Here is a 15,457-nt window from a genome sequence, read left to right as displayed (position 1 = left end):
GAAAGGCACATGGAAATTTTTGAGCAAAAACCAACCACGGCGATTGAAATTTTAAAACATCACTACGGCTTTACTGCGTTTCGCCCCCCACAGGAAAACATTATAGATGATGTTGTAACTGGTAAAGATGTTTTAGTGCTCATGCCTACTGGCGGGGGTAAATCGTTATGTTATCAAATACCTTCCATACTCCGTGCTGGCGTGGGCATTGTTGTATCGCCCCTCATTGCCCTTATGGAAGATCAAGTGGCTGCATTGCGATCACAAGGAATCAAAGCCGCCTATTATAATTCTTCTTTATCAAGCAGCGAAGCACGCTCGGTTTTGGCACAATTACACAATGAGGATCTTGACCTTCTTTATATTGCGCCTGAACGTTTATTGAGCAGCTCATTTCTTCTGCGGTTGCAAGACTGTAAACTTGCTTTATTTGCTGTCGACGAAGCGCATTGTATATCGCAATGGGGACACGATTTCCGGCCAGAATACGCAGCGCTTGGCATGTTGAAAGAGCAATTTCCACACGTACCCATCATTGCATTAACGGCCACTGCCGATAAACAAACTCAGCTGGATATTATTTATAAATTACGCTATCAGCCTAAATCATATATTGCCTCTTTTAATCGCCCCAATATTTATTATCGGGTGCTCATTAAAGCAAATCCTGTCAAACAACTGATGCAATTCCTAGAAACCCAAGAGCAGCAATCAGGAATTATCTATTGCGGCACACGCGCTGCTGTCGAGCGGGTGGCGAGTAAGCTACAGGAATATGGTTGTAAGGCTCGTGGATACCACGCAGGCCTTTCCTACGAAGAGCGACGGGAAGTACAAACCCTCTTTCGTTACGATCGCATCGACATCGTCGTCGCAACCATCGCGTTTGGTATGGGAATTGATAAATCAAACGTGCGTTTCGTTGTGCATTATGATTTACCAAAAAACATTGAAAGTTATTATCAGGAAACAGGACGCGCCGGGCGAGATGGTTTACCAGCACAAGCTTTATTGCTTTACGATCCGGCCGATAGTGCACGATTACGCGGCTTAATCGCAACGCAGCCTCAAGAGACACAGCGTCGTATTGAGAATAACAAATTAAATCACATGCTGGCCTTTGCCGAGGCTCAACATTGCCGCCGGCAAATTTTACTTCACTATTTTGATGAAGAGTGTGAAGACACCTGTAGCTATTGTGATGTCTGCGATCACCCGCCGCAAACGGCTGACGTGACGGTGGAGGTACAAAAAATATTATCCTGCATTTACCGTTTGAAACAAAATTACGGCATCACTTATGTCATCGATGTGTTGCGTGGCAGCAATTCTGAAAAAATAAAAGATGCTGGCCATGAGCAATTATCGACTTTTGCTATTGGCAAAGATAAACCGGTCGCATACTGGAGATATCTCGTCTGGCAATTGATCCACCGCAATTATTGTAAACAAGATGTTGAACATTACAATGTATTGCGGTTAACTGCCAAAGCCATTCCCGTTTTACGGAATGAAGAAACCATAAGACTCCCCATACAAGCATTTGAATTACAGGAAAAATTATCCAGAAAAAAAGAACGTTTGTCTGCTGCCGAAAAAAGTCCTTTATTCGAAATTTTACGCGCCTTGCGGCGAAAATTGGCTGAAGCAGAAGATAAACCACCATTCATGATTTTCAGCGATTCCACTTTACAGGAAATGGTAAAAATCAAACCCAAGAATTTGAAAGAATTTCTAACTGTTCCTGGCGTTGGCCAGTATAAGTTAAATTTATACGGACAACCATTTTTGGAAGCGCTCAGAGAGGCGGAAGAATTGATTGAATAAACAAGATCTTGGCATTGTAAAACATATTTTCCATTATGACTCTGCTCTCATTAAGCAATGAATTAGATGGTAGCTTTAATTTGCGCAACTGCTGAATGCCGCGATGAGCCGCGGCACGTAGGCGGGAAATGAATGGTCAACAGACCTTAATATTCTGACCTTATCTTTACTAATGCGCGTGACAACCAATTTTTAAGTGGACTTGATAATATTTACTTCTGCTCCCGTCGATAAAACCACGGGTTTCGAGCACTTCATACCAATCCAGCTTCCCATGTGATTTTGCCGCTTCTGCTACTGCATTATTGATGGCATCTTCAATGCTTTCCTGCGAAGTCCCAACCAATTCGACTACTTGATACACTTTATCAACCATGATGTTTTACTCTCCCTGTTTGCAACTTGGCTTATAAAAAACTAGGTTGCCTGCGCAGCTTGCTCCGCCTTGGCAATAGCTTGTTTTATGGCTTTTGCATCGTCCGAGTCAGGCGGCACAACGGTTAGCAATTGCCTCCAATAACGAATTGCTAAAGGGTAATCATGGCTCATGAATGCATTCATGGCAAGCATGGCCAATGCATCGGGTTGATTGGGATTGATTTGCAAAAGACGGTTGACAAGCCCACGAATAGGTTCATTGAAGTGGCGTTGATTTTCCTGCCACAAACTTTGCGCGTAATTAACCGTAATTTGCTCATCATTAGGCTCAAGGGCGAATGCTTGGGCAAAGCTTTCGCGGGCATCCTTCCACTGCCCCTGACTTGCATACAATCGACCCAACAAATACCAACCGCGAGCACCGCTAGGATTTTCATCCAGTTTTGCCTTGAGTTTGGCAATTAATTCTTGCGGGCTACGTATCTTGCTCAGCAAAGCTTGCGCTTGCTGTTGCTTTATTATTTGCTGCTTATAATCCTGCAATTCAAACCAAGATCCCCAGTGATAATAAGCAAAAACTGCCGCAACGCTCAGTACGGGGACAAGCATTGTCTTGAGTTTTTTATAGGGACGCAGTGGATATAATGCTATCCCTAATGCCGTGATTAATAAAATACTTAAACTAAAAATGGATGCCCATTCACTCATTACGCCGCCGCTTTAAACAAGTAAGCCAAAAAACCCATAAACCCAATACCATAAATAAAACAGGGCCAAACCAAAGCATCCAGGTGAGCGTCTTTATTGGTGGGTTAAACAAAATAAAATCACCGTAGCGAGCCGTTAAATAATTGGTAATTTCAATATCGCTCTTTCCGGTCGTAACCAAATGATATACTTCATTGCGCAAATCCTTTGCCAGCTCTGCATTTGAATCCGCTAAATCTTGATTTTGGCATACCAAACATCTTAATTCGCGTAATAAATGCTGGAACTGAGCTTCCTGCTTTCGATTCTCAAAAGGATACAATGTTTCTGCAAAACTGGCCGTTAACAGGAAAAACAAACAGATTGCAATACCCATTCTGTAAATCATGAAGACGCTCGCTCTAACTCGGCAATACGTGGGAGAAATTCGCGCTGCCAGATTTCAGCATCCAATATGCCAGCGTAACGATAGCGAATGATCCCTTTTTTATCAATTAAAAACGTTTCCGGTGTGCCGTATACTCCCAGATCCATGCCGACCTTGCCTGTTGTGTCATTGCCTATTTGCTTATAGGGATTACCCCATTCGGTTAGCCATTGCGCTGCATGTTCCTTATTATCTTTATAATTTAACCCATAGATGGGTATGCCCTCATGTGCTAACTGCAGTAAAAAGACTTGCTCATCGGCACAGGCAGCACACCAACTTGCCCACACGTTCAGTAAAGCAACTTTGCCCTGCAGATTTTTGGAATTAAAGTGCTCTCCTTCCTTATCAAGTCTTGACAGCTGAAAAGGAGGCAATGTTTTGCCAATTTGCACAGAAGGCAGCGCTTGCGGGTTCAAGAATAAACCCCGCCAAAAAAAATACGTCATCAATAGAAATAACAACAAGGGGATCAGTCGCCAGTAGATGGTTTTCATACTCTTGTCTCCTTTGCTGTTGCGAGGATTGTTTTTTGCCGGGCAGAATAATAGCGACGATCAGCCAATGCCAGCATGCCTCCAAATAACACAAAAAATCCACCACCCCAAATCCAGCGCACAAAAGGCTTGTAATATAACCGCACAGACCAGGAGTTATCACTAAGCGGCTCACCTAAAGCGATGTAAATATCACGAAATGGCGTGACATCGATCGCCGATTCCGTCATTGCCATTTTTCCTACATCATACAAACGTTTTTCAGGATAAATGGTAGAAGTCTGCTGTCCCTTGCTTATTTTAAAATGAGCTTGCGTACCATGGTAATTAGGCCCTTGCAAAGCAGTTTCGCGTACAAATTCCACTTGATAACCTGCTAAAGATGTATGGGTTCCCGGTGCCATTTTTACATCTTTTTGTATACCAAAGCCTGAAGAAATCGCTATGCCAAGAATCGTAAAAGCCACACCGCAATGCGCAAGTACCATCCCTACAAAAGATTGACCTATGTTTCGCAAGCCGCGTTGTTTGCAACGCGTATAAACCAGCTTAAACGTACTTAATATGACCCAAAAAGCGAGTACTAAACCCAAAAATACAGCGCCATTTGCATCAGTATGAAAAAACCAGATGCAAAACAAAGCTAAACCGATGCAAGTTGCACCTACCCAGCGCAAAGCCCAAACAATCCTTTTGGCATTGTCTTGCTGCCATTTAAGGTGCATTCCAAATCCCATCAAGAGAACCAGGGGAATCATTAATGGCACGAATACGGCGTTAAAATAAGGAGCGCCTACTGACAATTTGCCTAACCCCAGACCATCGATTAATAAAGGGTAGACCGTCCCCATTAAAACGGTCAGCATGGTCACCACCAGGATGACATTCCCTAATAACAAAGCATTTTCTCGTGATACGACTTCTGGTCTTACATCACCTTGCAATGTTTGAGCCCTGCAAGCAAACAATAACAGCGAACCGCCAATGACCATGAGCAAGAATAATAAAATGTAAATCCCTCGCTCTGGATCCACCGCAAAAGCATGCACCGAAGTCAGGACACCGGAACGTACCAGGAAAGTACCGACAAGACTCAATGAAAACGCTGCAATAGCCAGCAGTAGTGTCCAGGCTTTATACTGCTGGCGCTGCTCACTTACGGCCAGAGAGTGCAATAAAGCAGTGCCTACCAGCCATGGCATAAACGAGGCATTTTCAACTGGATCCCAAAACCACCAGCCACCCCAGCCCAATTCGCGATAAGCCCACCAGCTCCCTAAAGTAATGCCTGCCGTGAGGCAACACCAGGCAGCCAGAGTCCAGGGGCGCGTCCACTTTGTCCACGGCATCTCGATACGCCCGGCCCACAATGCAGCGATGGCGAAGGCAAATGCTACAGAAAAACCAACATACCCCATATACAACATAGGGGGATGAAATAAAAAACCCGGGTCTTGCAACAAGGGGTTTAAATCACGGCCTTGACTGTTTAAAACTTGAAATTGGCGGGCAAACGGATTGGAAGTCATTAATAAAAACAGAATAAAACCAATGCTCAAAAACCCCAGGATGACCAATACCCGGGCGCGCATGGCATGGTCTAGAGATGAACTGAGGAATGCAACGGCAAGCATCCAAAAACTTAAAATGCCCACCCATAACAACATCGAGCCTTCATGCCCTCCCCAGACTGCACAAAATTTATAAAACCAGGGCAGCGACAGACTGGAATTAGCTAATACATAAGCCACGGTAAAATCATCTTTCAGAAAACATACGGTAAGGCAAATGTAAGCTAAAGCGATGAATAAGAATTGCGCCAAAGCATAGCGGGATGCTACCGTTTGCAGTGGCACCGAGTTACGCCATACGCCTATTGCCGGTATGACCGCAAGCAAAACCGCAAATAATAAGGCAAGAATAAGGGAAAATAAGCCAACTTCGGCAATCATGGGACACTACCCTCCTTGGAAGTTTGTGCCAATGCTTCCTTCACTTCGGGAGGCATATAATTTTCATCATGTTTTGCCAAGACTTCCCTGGCTTGGAATTGATTATCAGCAGCAAGTGAACCATGGGCTACTATACCCTGCCCTTCACGGAATAAATCCGGGAGAATACCGCGATAAACCACAGTCAAAGTATGTTTATAATCGGTAATTTGAAATTGCACGCTTAAGTCATCTTTGTTGCTGCGCACGATACTGCCCTGTACTACCATACCGCCGACGCGTATGGGCTTGTCATGCGGCGCTTCTCCGGCAGCCACTTGTGCAGGCGTATAAAACAAACTGATGTTTTGGCTTAACGAAAAAGCAACCAATAAGGTGGCCAATGTTAAAACCGAGACGATTAACACAATCAATAGCATTTTACGCTTACGAACAGGTTTCATAGTCACTGCTTCTTATACCATTGCTGTAAAACTTTCCGTGTACGCTTGCGCTGCCATTTAATATTTACCCAGTTCATGAGTAAAATGCCTCCTAAAAGCCCATAAGCCGGCCACACATACAAACCATATCCGCCCATGCCAAACCAATGCAAAAATTGATTCATAATTTACCCTCATTGAGCAGATTTTTCACCCAGCTTTGCCGTTTTTCACGTAATAAAAGCTCGCTACGGGCCTTGGATAAAATCATCAATGCACAATAAAGAGAAAGCCCAAGTAGGGTTAACAACAAAGGATACAGCATGCTGACATGAATTTTGGGTTTGGATAATAAACTTAGTGTTGCCCCCTGATGCAAGGTATTCCACCAATACACAGAATAATGAATGATCGGCAAATCAACCACCCCCACCAAAGTGAGAATAGCCATTATTTTATCGCCCTGCTCTTTATTTTGATAAGCATGTCCCGTGGCGATAATGGCACCGTAGAGGAATAATAAAATTAATTCTGAGGTGAGGCGCGCATCCCAAACCCACCAAGTGCCCCACATAGGTTTGCCCCAAATGCTACCGGTGACTAAAGCAAGAAAGGTCATGCAGGCACCTAGTTGGGCAGCCACCCCTAACATTAAACCTGCCATTTTAATTTGCCAGACGAGTAACAACAGAGCCAAAAATCCCATCCAGGCATAAATAGCCATCGATAAAAATGCACTGGGGACGTGTATGTAAATGATGCGAAAAGCATCCCCTTGCTGATAATCCGCAGGGGCAAAGAACAATCCCCAGAGCAAGCCTGCAATTAAAATAAAAAATGCACCAATCCCAAGCCACCGCAACCAGACTCCGGACAATTGATAAAACGTTTTAGGCGAAGCCAGTTGATACAATAGTTTCCACATAGGAAATAATTAAATCAGAAAAAGATTCAGATTTTACCATGTCTTCCAAGGGCTTGTTAACCCAATAGCATGAATAAAACCGAAAAGACCATCAATCCACTAAAGTAATGCGCATAACTGCTGCAATAGCAAAAGGTAAAAATCCGGCAGCAATAAGCGACAGGGCTAATAAAAGAGCAAAAAATCCTGCTACTGGCAATCCCTGCATGGCTGCGTTCAGAGTGCCACTGCCAAAAATCATGACCGGTATGGTTAAAGGGAGTAGAACAAGAGCCATCAGCACGCCTTTTTGTTTTAAACCCGTACTGAATATGGCTGCCAGTGCACAAAGAAACATGATGGCGGGCGATCCGCAAATTAAGCTTATAACCAGAACTGCTGTTTCATACGCATTGAGGGAAAATAAAATGGCAAGGACAGGACTAAAAACTATTAATGGCAGCATAACCAGCAGCCAATGCAGGAGAATTTTTGCGCTAACAAACAAACTGACGGGATAACCGGATATCAACCATTGTTCAATGACTCCATCTTCAAAATCTTGTTGAAACAAACGCTCTGCCGACAGCAACGCTGCCAATAGTAAACCAATCCAGACTATACCGGGTGCAATAATACGAAGGTAAGCTGGATCGGGGGGAATGGTCAGGGGGAAAAAAACCATAACCATGCAGAAAAAAAGAAACGAATTAATGATCAGGCGCAATTGACGCAAGTGTAAATACGCTTCACGCAGCAGGAGTGTTTTAAAAAGAGTAGCCAGACTCATCACAAGCAATACTCCTCATACATGTTTTCAGGCAAAGGGAGGTTTTGATGAGAAGTCAATACAATCTGGCCATCGCGCTTAAGATGCTCTTTTATACAATCCATTAGGATGATTATTCCATCAGCGTCCAAAGCGACTAAAGGTTCATCCAATAACCACAAGGAAGCCTTTGTTGTAAACAAACGCATTAACGCCACCCGCCGGCGCTGGCCCGCAGACAACAAACCGCCGGGAGTATCTTCACACCCTTCCAAGGATAAGCGAGCAATTAATTTTTGAAATGAAACATTCTTTAACGAGTCATGCAAACCAAAGTGGTAATTTTCGCGCGCGGTAAGTAGCAGACTAATACCGGGCTTATGTCCTACATAACAAATATTTTGCTGATAAGAAGGTAAATCATCATAGATAGAAACTCCTTGATAGCGGATTTCGCCATGCGCTTGGGATAATAGTCCTGCGAGTAAGCGGAGTAAAGTTGTTTTGCCGGCTCCATTGGCACCGCGTAGATGCAAAAGACGCCCTGGTGATAGAGCAAACTGAATATTACGCAGTAATGGCTTGTCTTGATAATCAAAATCAAGCGCGCTAACTTCAAGCATGTTAATTCTTTCACTTAAAAAAAGGGAGCCTATATCCAAATAACACTTCCTGCAAGATCTGGCTTGCGATTGCAAACGATGCCGGTAATAATTGGTTTTTTTATTTTTGATAGGTAAACAATGGATTTTCTTGCCCAATATGGTCTATTTGCTCTCAAAACATTTACCTTGGTTATTGCTTTTCTGTTGTTAGTCGCAGGCATAGTTGCCTTAGGCCGAAAACCAAAACCCAAGCTGGAAATTATCTCCCTAAATAAACAGTGGGAATCCATGCAGCAAAGAATGCATAAAGAAATTCTGGGTAAAAAACTCCCTAAAGAGAAAAAGAGCAAAGAGCCAAAGTCTTCTTTATACGTACTGGATTTTACGGGTGATATAAAAGCCTCTCAGGTTGAACAACTGCGTGAAGAAATTACGGCAATACTTGAAGTTGCACAACCAGAAGATGAAGTCGTCATCCGCTTAGAAAGCCCGGGGGGTGCAGTTAACGGCTATGGGCTTGCTGCCTCACAGTTACAACGTATAAGGGATAAAAAAATTCCTTTAACGGTATGCATTGATAAAATGGCTGCCAGCGGTGGTTACTTAATGGCTTGCGTCGCCAACCACATTGTGGCCGCCCCATTTGCCATTATTGGCTCCATTGGCGTGGTCGCTCAACTTCCCAACTTTCATCGCTGGCTTAAGAAAAACGATATTGATGTTGAATTATTAACTGCAGGAGAATATAAGCGCACCCTCACTCTTTTTGGGGAAAATACAGAAAAAGGCCGGAAAAAATTTCAGGAAGATTTGGAAAAAATTCATCAATCCTTCCGGCAATATGTTTTGGAGAACCGACAAGAATTGGATATTGATAAAGTGGCCACAGGTGAGCATTGGCTGGCAAGCGATGCGTATGATTTGCGCTTAGTTGACTCATTGCAAACCAGCGATGAATATTTGAGCGAGAAAAAAGCCGCATACAATTGCTTTAAAATTACTGTGCATGGGAAGCAAAACTTAATGAGCAAACTTTTAAAACCAGCCATGAAATTGCTGCATCCATGGGCATGATGGTTGGTCACGCAATACGGGCTGGCATAATTAAGCAGTGCTGCTTTAAATTCACTCTATTCAGAATGCTAGCCTAGCCCCGTTATGCGTTGCAATTTCGCTTTGAAAAGAATCATCAGGCAAACAATAAAAAAAAATCGCATTCGTGCAAGTTTTATTAAACCTGAGTGGCTCTGTTTTGAAGCAACATTTTCCCTGGATGAAGAAAATAAGGAGCATGTTCTATAAGACCGTAAAAACAACTGAGAAATATTACCATTATTCGCATCACGCACCGAAATACTGTCGAAACATCATGCCAATATAATAGTTTTTAATGCAAAGAATAGAGAAATTAAATAATGAACATCGATTAGGTGAGACCACCTATGCCGGTATGAAATCTTCTAGGCGACGAAGCTGAAATTATCTGACTCATTAAAAAACATATTGCATTAAAATGGCCAACTAATTAGTTCTCTTCCGGGTAAACAAAAAACTAACCGTTGTAAATTTGTATTTTATGACCTATAATCGAACACCATTATCTGTGAGCAATCACCATGTATCAGCAGAGCAAACGGCAAAGAATTCATTCTCCCCAAGAGCAAAACTCAAATCCGCTAAAGGCTTATTTCTCTGAAGGATTTCTGGCGTCAACTTTATTTCTAATCCCACCCACCCCATCTTTAAGTGTTGAGGATATTTTAGGGCCATTTAATACGCCACACTTTTCCTATCCATTAACCCAACAATATTTTTCCCTACCGCAATCGCAGTCTAATTATGCAGCCTCAACTCCGCTTGCCCCCACAATCACTGCCGAAATCTCCACAACCTCATCAAATAACCAACCATTGCAGCCTCGTGTCGCAGAAAAACGTAATCGCACTGAATTAAATGAAGCTTCTGGATATGAAGAGCAATTAAAAGCTGCTGTTAAGAAAGATGAGCAACTTTGGAGCAAAGAGAGTATAAAAAACGCAGCAGCATATGCCGCAAAAGAACGCATCCAGCAAAAACTTCCCTGCCCTGAGGACAACAGCCCGGAATTTGTAAATGCACATCCTCTTTATAAAGAGACTTATATTAATGCTTACAAAAGATATGCTGATAAAAGAGAAAAATTAATTGAAAAAAAAGGGGCTAGCTTAGGGGAGTTGCATGCCAATGAAAACAAACCCAAACTACCTATGGTGAAACTTTTAACATTTAGAAGAGGACCTTCCTTTGCAAAAGGCTACCTGCACGCTTACGAGAAAGCCATGAAAGAGAAACAGAAGGTAGCAAGCTTTAGCGAAGGACAAACTCCGACATCCACAATGGCAAGCAGTAGTCAATCAGAAGAGCAAGAGCACTTCTTAAGAACCCCGGAAGTCGGTCAGATTTTTGCAGAAGTTTTAGCAGAAAATCATTTAACACAAAGCCGAAACGCATCGCCCACGCTGAGCTTTTTAAACTCTCCCATGCAATTTTTCTTCCCGACAACACCAATGAATTCAAACGTCAAACCTTCTGAAGGGAGAGAATTCGCAAGAGAAAGCAAAACACCTTAAATGGGCAATATTTGAAAAATAAAAAGTCTTAGAAAGTGCTGGTTTTACAATCATTAATTGTCCAGAAAATTATCGGCAATATTACTTCCTGCAATGCAAATAAGCGAATCGTTATCCTTGCTGGTTTTTAGATGGATATCTTTTAGCTTATCTGTTTTAACGATTTCAATATTGCCGCCCTCCTCATCAACACTAATTTTATTTTTTTCCCTGTTTTATTAATTACTATTTGACGTTTGAACATAAGAGAAAGAGCATTACGATTCACTCTTTAGTAAATCCAATAATAATTTTCCGGCAAAATTCCAATATAAGTATATACTTATAGATAGGAATAAAAATTTGTGGAGCATGAACATGGGAGACTTCAAATCCAAGTTGCCCAGCCTCAAAGAATTGGGCACGATGGCGACAAAGCTGGTAAAAGACTTAAAAAATAGCGTTGATGAAATCATCAGCGATTACAAACAAAAGCGTGAAGATGAAGAAGCTATAAAACCAACTGCTCAACACACACCGGGCGAAACGATTAGCTCGACTCCTGCAGCAGAACCCAAAACTCCGAAACCCGCTGTGGACCCGGTACCTCCAAAACCTGCCGTGGAACCCGTACAATCAGTACCTGGCGTTCATGTGGAACCTGAACTTAAACCAAAAGCAGAAGTTCCGCCCAAGAAAAAACCAACTGTAAACGAACCTCTGCCGAATGAGGTGAACAAAGACGAAAACCATTAAGTGGTTGAGCGTTCTGGGCGCGAAAGCCCATATTTACGCATTTTTTCCACCAGCGTGGTTCTACGGATATGCAAATAACTCGCCGCGCGGGCAACTATCCAATCGGATTCTTCCAATGCGCGGCGAATAAGAGTTAACTCTTCTTCCAAGAGATAATTTTTTAAATCAATGCCTGCTTGCATCTCATCATCCTGTTTACCAATCACATCGAGCAAATGTTCTCGTTCATTTTTTATCCGGGAAACTTCTTCTGGCAATATTCGGAATCGTTTGGGCAAATCATGTTCATTAACTGTTTGATTGGGGAAAAGGATGGACAATCTTTCTGCCAAATTGGCAAGCTCACGTACATTACCTGGCCAATCATAGCCTTGTAACGCTTCGAACGCATCCGGTAACAAGTGCACGCCAGGTTTGCCATTTGCAATCATGCGAGCAGTCAATTCTTCAAAAAGCAACGGGATGTCTTCCTTTCTTTCGCGCAATGCTGGCATTTCGATTGGGAAAACGTTTAACCGGTAATATAGATCTTCACGAAAACTCCCCGCAGCGATCGCTTGCTCCAAATTCCTATGGGTGGCAGCAAGCACCCGTACATCCACCGCAATGGTTTTGTTACTCCCTACACGCTCAAAACTACGCTCTTGCAATACCCGCAAGAGCTTAACTTGCATCGCAAGCGGCATATCGCCGATTTCATCAAGAAAAATAGTTCCACCGTTTGCCAATTCAAATCGCCCTTGCCGGGCAGTAATCGCACCAGTGAATGCTCCTTTCTCATGACCAAACAATTCACTTTCCAGCAACTCGGCAGGAATGGCGCCGCAATTGATGGGAACAAAGGGTTTATGAGCTCTTAACGATAATTCATGAATATTGCGGGCAACGACTTCTTTTCCTGTTCCGGACTCTCCCGATATTAGGACAGTGGCATCCGTATTAGCTACAAGCTCTATCAACTTTCGTATTTCCTGAATTGCAGCGCTTTTCCCCACCAAGCTTCGCGATAACGGAGTAGTTTTATTTGCATCCCCTGCCAATGCTGAATCTTTAGGCATAGAACGTAACACTTCCAGCAATTCAGAATAACAAAATGGAAAAGTCAAACTTTTAACCACATTGAATTTTTGACATTCCCGCTCCGATAAATTCACATCGATCAAAACAACAGGAATATGGTAAAGAGCAGCATCCAATTGCTCCAAAAACTTACGTGTTTTTTCAGGAGTAGTACCACCAACTATCAGTGCCAAAGCCTCTTTTGCCAACGGTTTTTGCCATTCATCATAGGCAAACACTCGGCAAGGCTGCTTGACAAAATTAAGTAAAAGGCTAAGCTTTTCACTGCGTGCCTTATCATCATCAATTATTGCCCATATATCCCGGCCGCCCATAGACTGATCCTTTCCCAGGTTATCTTTATGAGTATTGATTAACAATAGACTAACTGTCAAATATAAGAACAATGATATAAGAGCTTTAAACAATGTCTTAATCGACAAAGACCATTAATTCCCCCGGAATCACCCAGCACACGTGATAAAATTTACAATTGCTAAAAATAAAAGAACAGGGTGAGAGGTAACGTTCCTAAGTTTTTTGAAATCACTTAAGTTTGTTCCGATTTTTGACGATTGGTTTGGGCAAAGAAAGCACTGCCTGTGATTAAAAGTTTGCCTAAAATAACTAAAAGGCCGAGCCTTTAGCTGCTATAAGAATATTGGCAATAATAGGCTTCCACAATGCTCGGTGGGTACTTAGGTCTTTGTAAGTTTGCGCCAGTTGTTGTTTAAAATTATCTTGAATTCTTTATGGCTTTGCTATCCGGATTGAGAGAACTTTTTGCAGATAAATAAAAGCAAGCCAGTGCCTCAAGTGCATCAGCCGACCCTTATTAGAGGAAACTTGCTCCACTGATTCGTTGGATTGAGGATTTCTATGAAAAATTGCACTCCGTTATCTTAAATCCCGAATAAAATTTATTATGCTCTATTGCTGAAAACCAATGTCCTTTTTTTCTTCTTCTATTTCTTTGTTTTCTTCTTTTTTAGATTCCTCATCAACAATTCTATTGAATGTATAGTTTAGGACTTTGGTGTGAGAGGTGAAAAAATTAGCACTACGACCTTTAGTTTGAACAAGTGTATTGATCATTAGACCCAGTGTCGTTATCAAACCGACACCGAAGATACTTGCCACTACAGATAAAATTTTAAAGAATTTTTCTGCCTCCGATTGTCGATTGTTCTTTAAAACATCAGCCATCCCCGGCTCGCGAAGTTTTGTTTTAAAATTTTTGAGCATCTTTTTTGCTTCTTCCTCGGGGGTATCGGTTGAGTTGATTTGAGCCTGAGAGTCCTGGGGTGTTTTTTGAAGACTTTGATACAATTCTTCTATAGCAAAGTATTTTAAAGCACCTTCATATTGAGAGCGTTGTTGTCTGAATAATTTTAATTTACTCATTACGTGAATATCTTCTTTGTCTTCCTCGGTAGGCTTGTATTCAAGTAATTTTCTGAAAAAAAGAAGAGCAGTAGCAGGCATGCAAAGATCTTTATAATCTTCATATTCAACTCCATAATTACCTTTTAATAGCCAGTTAGCACTCAAAACGACGTTATAAAAATGATTTTTTGGACCTAACGGGTCACTCTCTCCGCCAAGTTTACGTAAAAAGTTATTAACCGGCTTCTGTGTATGCTGAAGATAGTCTAGGCAAGCTTGTTCTAATTCTTTTTTACAAGCTATATATGATTTGACCATTATGACAACCATGTGTTTAAATTTTAATTATACCATGCTTTTAATTTTTAGATTGATTGGAGATCATGCTGCCAGTACACTTTCAGTCATTGAGTAATTTACGATACTCATTGCTGGTATATTGAGAGCCTCTATCTGAATGCACAATTAAGCCAAGCTTTGGCTTACGTTGCCCACAGAGTCATTTTCAAGGCATCACAAACTAAATCAGCTTTCATCCTTGAATTCATATTCCAGCCAACAGCTTTTCTTGGAAAATAAATCAATAACTACTGCCAGATAGAACCAACCCTCTTGTGTTGACAGGTAAGTAATTTATAGATACATAAGCACGGTCTGGCGCTCTGGGCAAAAAAAATCACGGCTCGGAACATCTGCAAGACCGTTTTTTATATTTGCTACTGGTCGTTATCTTATATTTTTTCCTATATCCAACTATAACCTGCTTCTCTCATCAAGCTCTGAGTTTTACGCCGACCAATCGGATACCCTAAAGTATTTAGCGCCTTTCTCGTGCACCTGCTGCCAAATGTATAAGTACTTTTTTTGGCAATTCTTTTAGAAAATCAATCATCTCCTGATGTATTGAATCGACTGGTTTATTGGGTCGATTACAATAGTATCGATAATACTCTGAACGTAACACGCCCAAGTAATAGATGCATCTTGTCTATTAGTCAGATCTTCTTATGTTGGGCGATAAACGAATATTTCACTTCGTTTATCGAGCAAAGAAGGCCGCGGCAAATTCAATCGATCATTGCAACACCTGATTTGTTATAGTTAACTTTTCAGGAGTAATGATGATATATAATTTGTCAAAACGGAATTTTACAGAACACCAACAAAATGCAATATGGT

17 protein-coding genes and 1 pseudogene are annotated in these 15,457 nt (G+C 41.9%); 4 read left to right on the top strand and 14 right to left on the bottom strand.

Features of this window, described 5'->3' with window-relative positions; genetic code table 11:
• Positions 1-9 precede the first annotated feature (9 nt).
• Entirely contained in the window at positions 10-1,827 is a 1,818-nt protein-coding gene (recQ, locus tag ELY11_RS08700) for a DNA helicase RecQ (protein WP_126954759.1), read from the top strand.
• A gap of 169 nt (positions 1,828-1,996) precedes the next feature.
• Here recQ and ELY11_RS08695 read toward each other — a convergent pair whose 3' ends face one another.
• The 10 genes from ELY11_RS08695 to ccmA form a co-directional block, all read right to left on the bottom strand.
• Positions 1,997-2,203: a dodecin gene (locus ELY11_RS08695; protein ID WP_126954760.1), complete on the bottom strand. Its 207-nt coding sequence runs from the start codon at positions 2,201-2,203 to the stop codon at positions 1,997-1,999.
• Between the two features lie 41 nt (positions 2,204-2,244).
• On the bottom strand, positions 2,245-2,913 hold the full coding sequence (locus tag ELY11_RS08690; RefSeq protein ID WP_126954761.1) for a tetratricopeptide repeat protein: 669 nt from the start codon (positions 2,911-2,913) through the stop codon (positions 2,245-2,247).
• Positions 2,906-3,301 carry a cytochrome c-type biogenesis protein gene (locus ELY11_RS08685; protein ID WP_199741526.1) on the bottom strand — a complete coding sequence of 132 codons (396 nt, stop codon included), beginning with the start codon at positions 3,299-3,301 and terminating at the stop codon, positions 2,906-2,908. The genes ELY11_RS08690 and ELY11_RS08685 overlap by 8 nt, the downstream gene beginning before the upstream one ends.
• A complete protein-coding gene (locus ELY11_RS08680; protein ID WP_126954762.1) occupies positions 3,298-3,837 on the bottom strand; it encodes a DsbE family thiol:disulfide interchange protein in 540 nt (179 codons plus the stop codon). Before ELY11_RS08680 ends, ELY11_RS08685 begins: the two co-directional genes overlap by 4 nt.
• Positions 3,834-5,789 (bottom strand): heme lyase CcmF/NrfE family subunit, encoded by a 1,956-nt coding sequence (locus ELY11_RS08675; RefSeq protein ID WP_127033125.1) that lies wholly within the window; start codon positions 5,787-5,789, stop codon positions 3,834-3,836. Before ELY11_RS08675 ends, ELY11_RS08680 begins: the two co-directional genes overlap by 4 nt.
• Positions 5,786-6,232: a cytochrome c maturation protein CcmE gene (ccmE, locus tag ELY11_RS08670; protein WP_126954764.1), complete on the bottom strand. Its 447-nt coding sequence runs from the start codon at positions 6,230-6,232 to the stop codon at positions 5,786-5,788. The genes ELY11_RS08675 and ccmE overlap by 4 nt, the downstream gene beginning before the upstream one ends.
• A gap of 2 nt (positions 6,233-6,234) precedes the next feature.
• The gene (gene ccmD, locus ELY11_RS08665; RefSeq protein WP_126954765.1) at positions 6,235-6,396 is read right to left on the bottom strand and encodes a heme exporter protein CcmD; all 162 of its coding nucleotides are present in this window, start codon (positions 6,394-6,396) and stop codon (positions 6,235-6,237) included.
• On the bottom strand, positions 6,393-7,136 hold the full coding sequence (gene ccmC, locus ELY11_RS08660; RefSeq protein ID WP_126954766.1) for a heme ABC transporter permease CcmC: 744 nt from the start codon (positions 7,134-7,136) through the stop codon (positions 6,393-6,395). The genes ccmD and ccmC overlap by 4 nt, the downstream gene beginning before the upstream one ends.
• 91 nt (positions 7,137-7,227) lie before the next feature.
• Positions 7,228-7,905, bottom strand: a complete 678-nt coding sequence (gene ccmB / locus ELY11_RS08655) for a heme exporter protein CcmB (protein ID WP_126954777.1) — start codon at positions 7,903-7,905, stop codon at positions 7,228-7,230.
• Positions 7,905-8,507, bottom strand: a complete 603-nt coding sequence (ccmA, locus tag ELY11_RS08650) for a cytochrome c biogenesis heme-transporting ATPase CcmA (RefSeq protein ID WP_126954767.1) — start codon at positions 8,505-8,507, stop codon at positions 7,905-7,907. The genes ccmB and ccmA overlap by 1 nt, the downstream gene beginning before the upstream one ends.
• A 120-nt stretch (positions 8,508-8,627) precedes the next feature.
• On the opposite strand from ccmA, the gene sohB reads away from it, so the two are divergent.
• The 3 genes from sohB (at position 8,628) to ELY11_RS08635 (ending at position 11,833) form a co-directional block, all read left to right on the top strand.
• Positions 8,628-9,563 carry a protease SohB gene (gene sohB / locus ELY11_RS08645; protein WP_127033123.1) on the top strand — a complete coding sequence of 312 codons (936 nt, stop codon included), beginning with the start codon at positions 8,628-8,630 and terminating at the stop codon, positions 9,561-9,563.
• 542 nt (positions 9,564-10,105) lie between these two features.
• Positions 10,106-11,098, top strand: coding sequence for a hypothetical protein (locus ELY11_RS08640; RefSeq protein WP_126954769.1), 993 nt, complete (start codon positions 10,106-10,108; stop codon positions 11,096-11,098).
• Positions 11,099-11,455: 357 nt separating this feature from the next.
• Positions 11,456-11,833, top strand: coding sequence for a hypothetical protein (locus ELY11_RS08635; RefSeq protein ID WP_127033121.1), 378 nt, complete (start codon positions 11,456-11,458; stop codon positions 11,831-11,833).
• On the opposite strand, the gene ELY11_RS08630 is transcribed toward ELY11_RS08635, so the two are convergent.
• The 4 genes and pseudogenes from ELY11_RS08630 to ELY11_RS12805 all read right to left on the bottom strand — a co-directional run bounded on the left by ELY11_RS08630 (position 11,830) and on the right by ELY11_RS12805 (position 15,150).
• A complete protein-coding gene (locus ELY11_RS08630; protein WP_127033119.1) occupies positions 11,830-13,227 on the bottom strand; it encodes a sigma-54 dependent transcriptional regulator in 1,398 nt (465 codons plus the stop codon). The two genes, ELY11_RS08635 and ELY11_RS08630, sit on opposite strands and share 4 nt — an antisense overlap.
• A 595-nt stretch (positions 13,228-13,822) precedes the next feature.
• Entirely contained in the window at positions 13,823-14,596 is a 774-nt protein-coding gene (locus tag ELY11_RS08625; RefSeq protein WP_126954773.1) for a hypothetical protein, read from the bottom strand.
• A 91-nt stretch (positions 14,597-14,687) separates the two neighbouring features.
• Positions 14,688-14,911, bottom strand: a pseudogene (locus ELY11_RS12635) (DDE-type integrase/transposase/recombinase); the annotation flags it as partial.
• 110 nt (positions 14,912-15,021) lie between these two features.
• Positions 15,022-15,150 (bottom strand): hypothetical protein, encoded by a 129-nt coding sequence (locus ELY11_RS12805; protein ID WP_407656448.1) that lies wholly within the window; start codon positions 15,148-15,150, stop codon positions 15,022-15,024.
• Positions 15,151-15,457: the final 307 nt, after the last annotated feature.

It is taken from the genome of Legionella septentrionalis (assembly GCF_003989745.1).
GTDB lineage: Bacteria > Pseudomonadota > Gammaproteobacteria > Legionellales > Legionellaceae > Legionella_A > Legionella_A septentrionalis.
Note: the sequence above shows the minus strand (reverse complement) of the source record. Positions and strands in the feature narration are given on the sequence as shown.

Bases quoted from the DNA above. Each gene is read 5' to 3' on its own strand.
- recQ (WP_126954759.1), top strand. From the start codon at position 10: ATGGAAATTTTTGAGCAAAAACCAACCACGGCGATTGAAATTTTAAAA.
- ELY11_RS08695 (WP_126954760.1), bottom strand. From the start codon at position 2,203: ATGGTTGATAAAGTGTATCAAGTAGTCGAATTGGTTGGGACTTCGCAG.
- ELY11_RS08690 (WP_126954761.1), bottom strand. From the start codon at position 2,913: ATGAGTGAATGGGCATCCATTTTTAGTTTAAGTATTTTATTAATCACG.
- ELY11_RS08685 (WP_199741526.1), bottom strand. From the start codon at position 3,301: ATGATTTACAGAATGGGTATTGCAATCTGTTTGTTTTTCCTGTTAACG.
- ELY11_RS08680 (WP_126954762.1), bottom strand. From the start codon at position 3,837: ATGAAAACCATCTACTGGCGACTGATCCCCTTGTTGTTATTTCTATTG.
- ELY11_RS08675 (WP_127033125.1), bottom strand. From the start codon at position 5,789: ATGATTGCCGAAGTTGGCTTATTTTCCCTTATTCTTGCCTTATTATTT.
- ccmE (WP_126954764.1), bottom strand. From the start codon at position 6,232: ATGAAACCTGTTCGTAAGCGTAAAATGCTATTGATTGTGTTAATCGTC.
- ccmD (WP_126954765.1), bottom strand. From the start codon at position 6,396: ATGAATCAATTTTTGCATTGGTTTGGCATGGGCGGATATGGTTTGTAT.
- ccmC (WP_126954766.1), bottom strand. From the start codon at position 7,136: ATGTGGAAACTATTGTATCAACTGGCTTCGCCTAAAACGTTTTATCAA.
- ccmB (WP_126954777.1), bottom strand. From the start codon at position 7,905: ATGAGTCTGGCTACTCTTTTTAAAACACTCCTGCTGCGTGAAGCGTAT.
- ccmA (WP_126954767.1), bottom strand. From the start codon at position 8,507: ATGCTTGAAGTTAGCGCGCTTGATTTTGATTATCAAGACAAGCCATTA.
- sohB (WP_127033123.1), top strand. From the start codon at position 8,628: ATGGATTTTCTTGCCCAATATGGTCTATTTGCTCTCAAAACATTTACC.
- ELY11_RS08640 (WP_126954769.1), top strand. From the start codon at position 10,106: ATGTATCAGCAGAGCAAACGGCAAAGAATTCATTCTCCCCAAGAGCAA.
- ELY11_RS08635 (WP_127033121.1), top strand. From the start codon at position 11,456: ATGGGAGACTTCAAATCCAAGTTGCCCAGCCTCAAAGAATTGGGCACG.
- ELY11_RS08630 (WP_127033119.1), bottom strand. From the start codon at position 13,227: ATGGGCGGCCGGGATATATGGGCAATAATTGATGATGATAAGGCACGC.
- ELY11_RS08625 (WP_126954773.1), bottom strand. From the start codon at position 14,596: ATGGTCAAATCATATATAGCTTGTAAAAAAGAATTAGAACAAGCTTGC.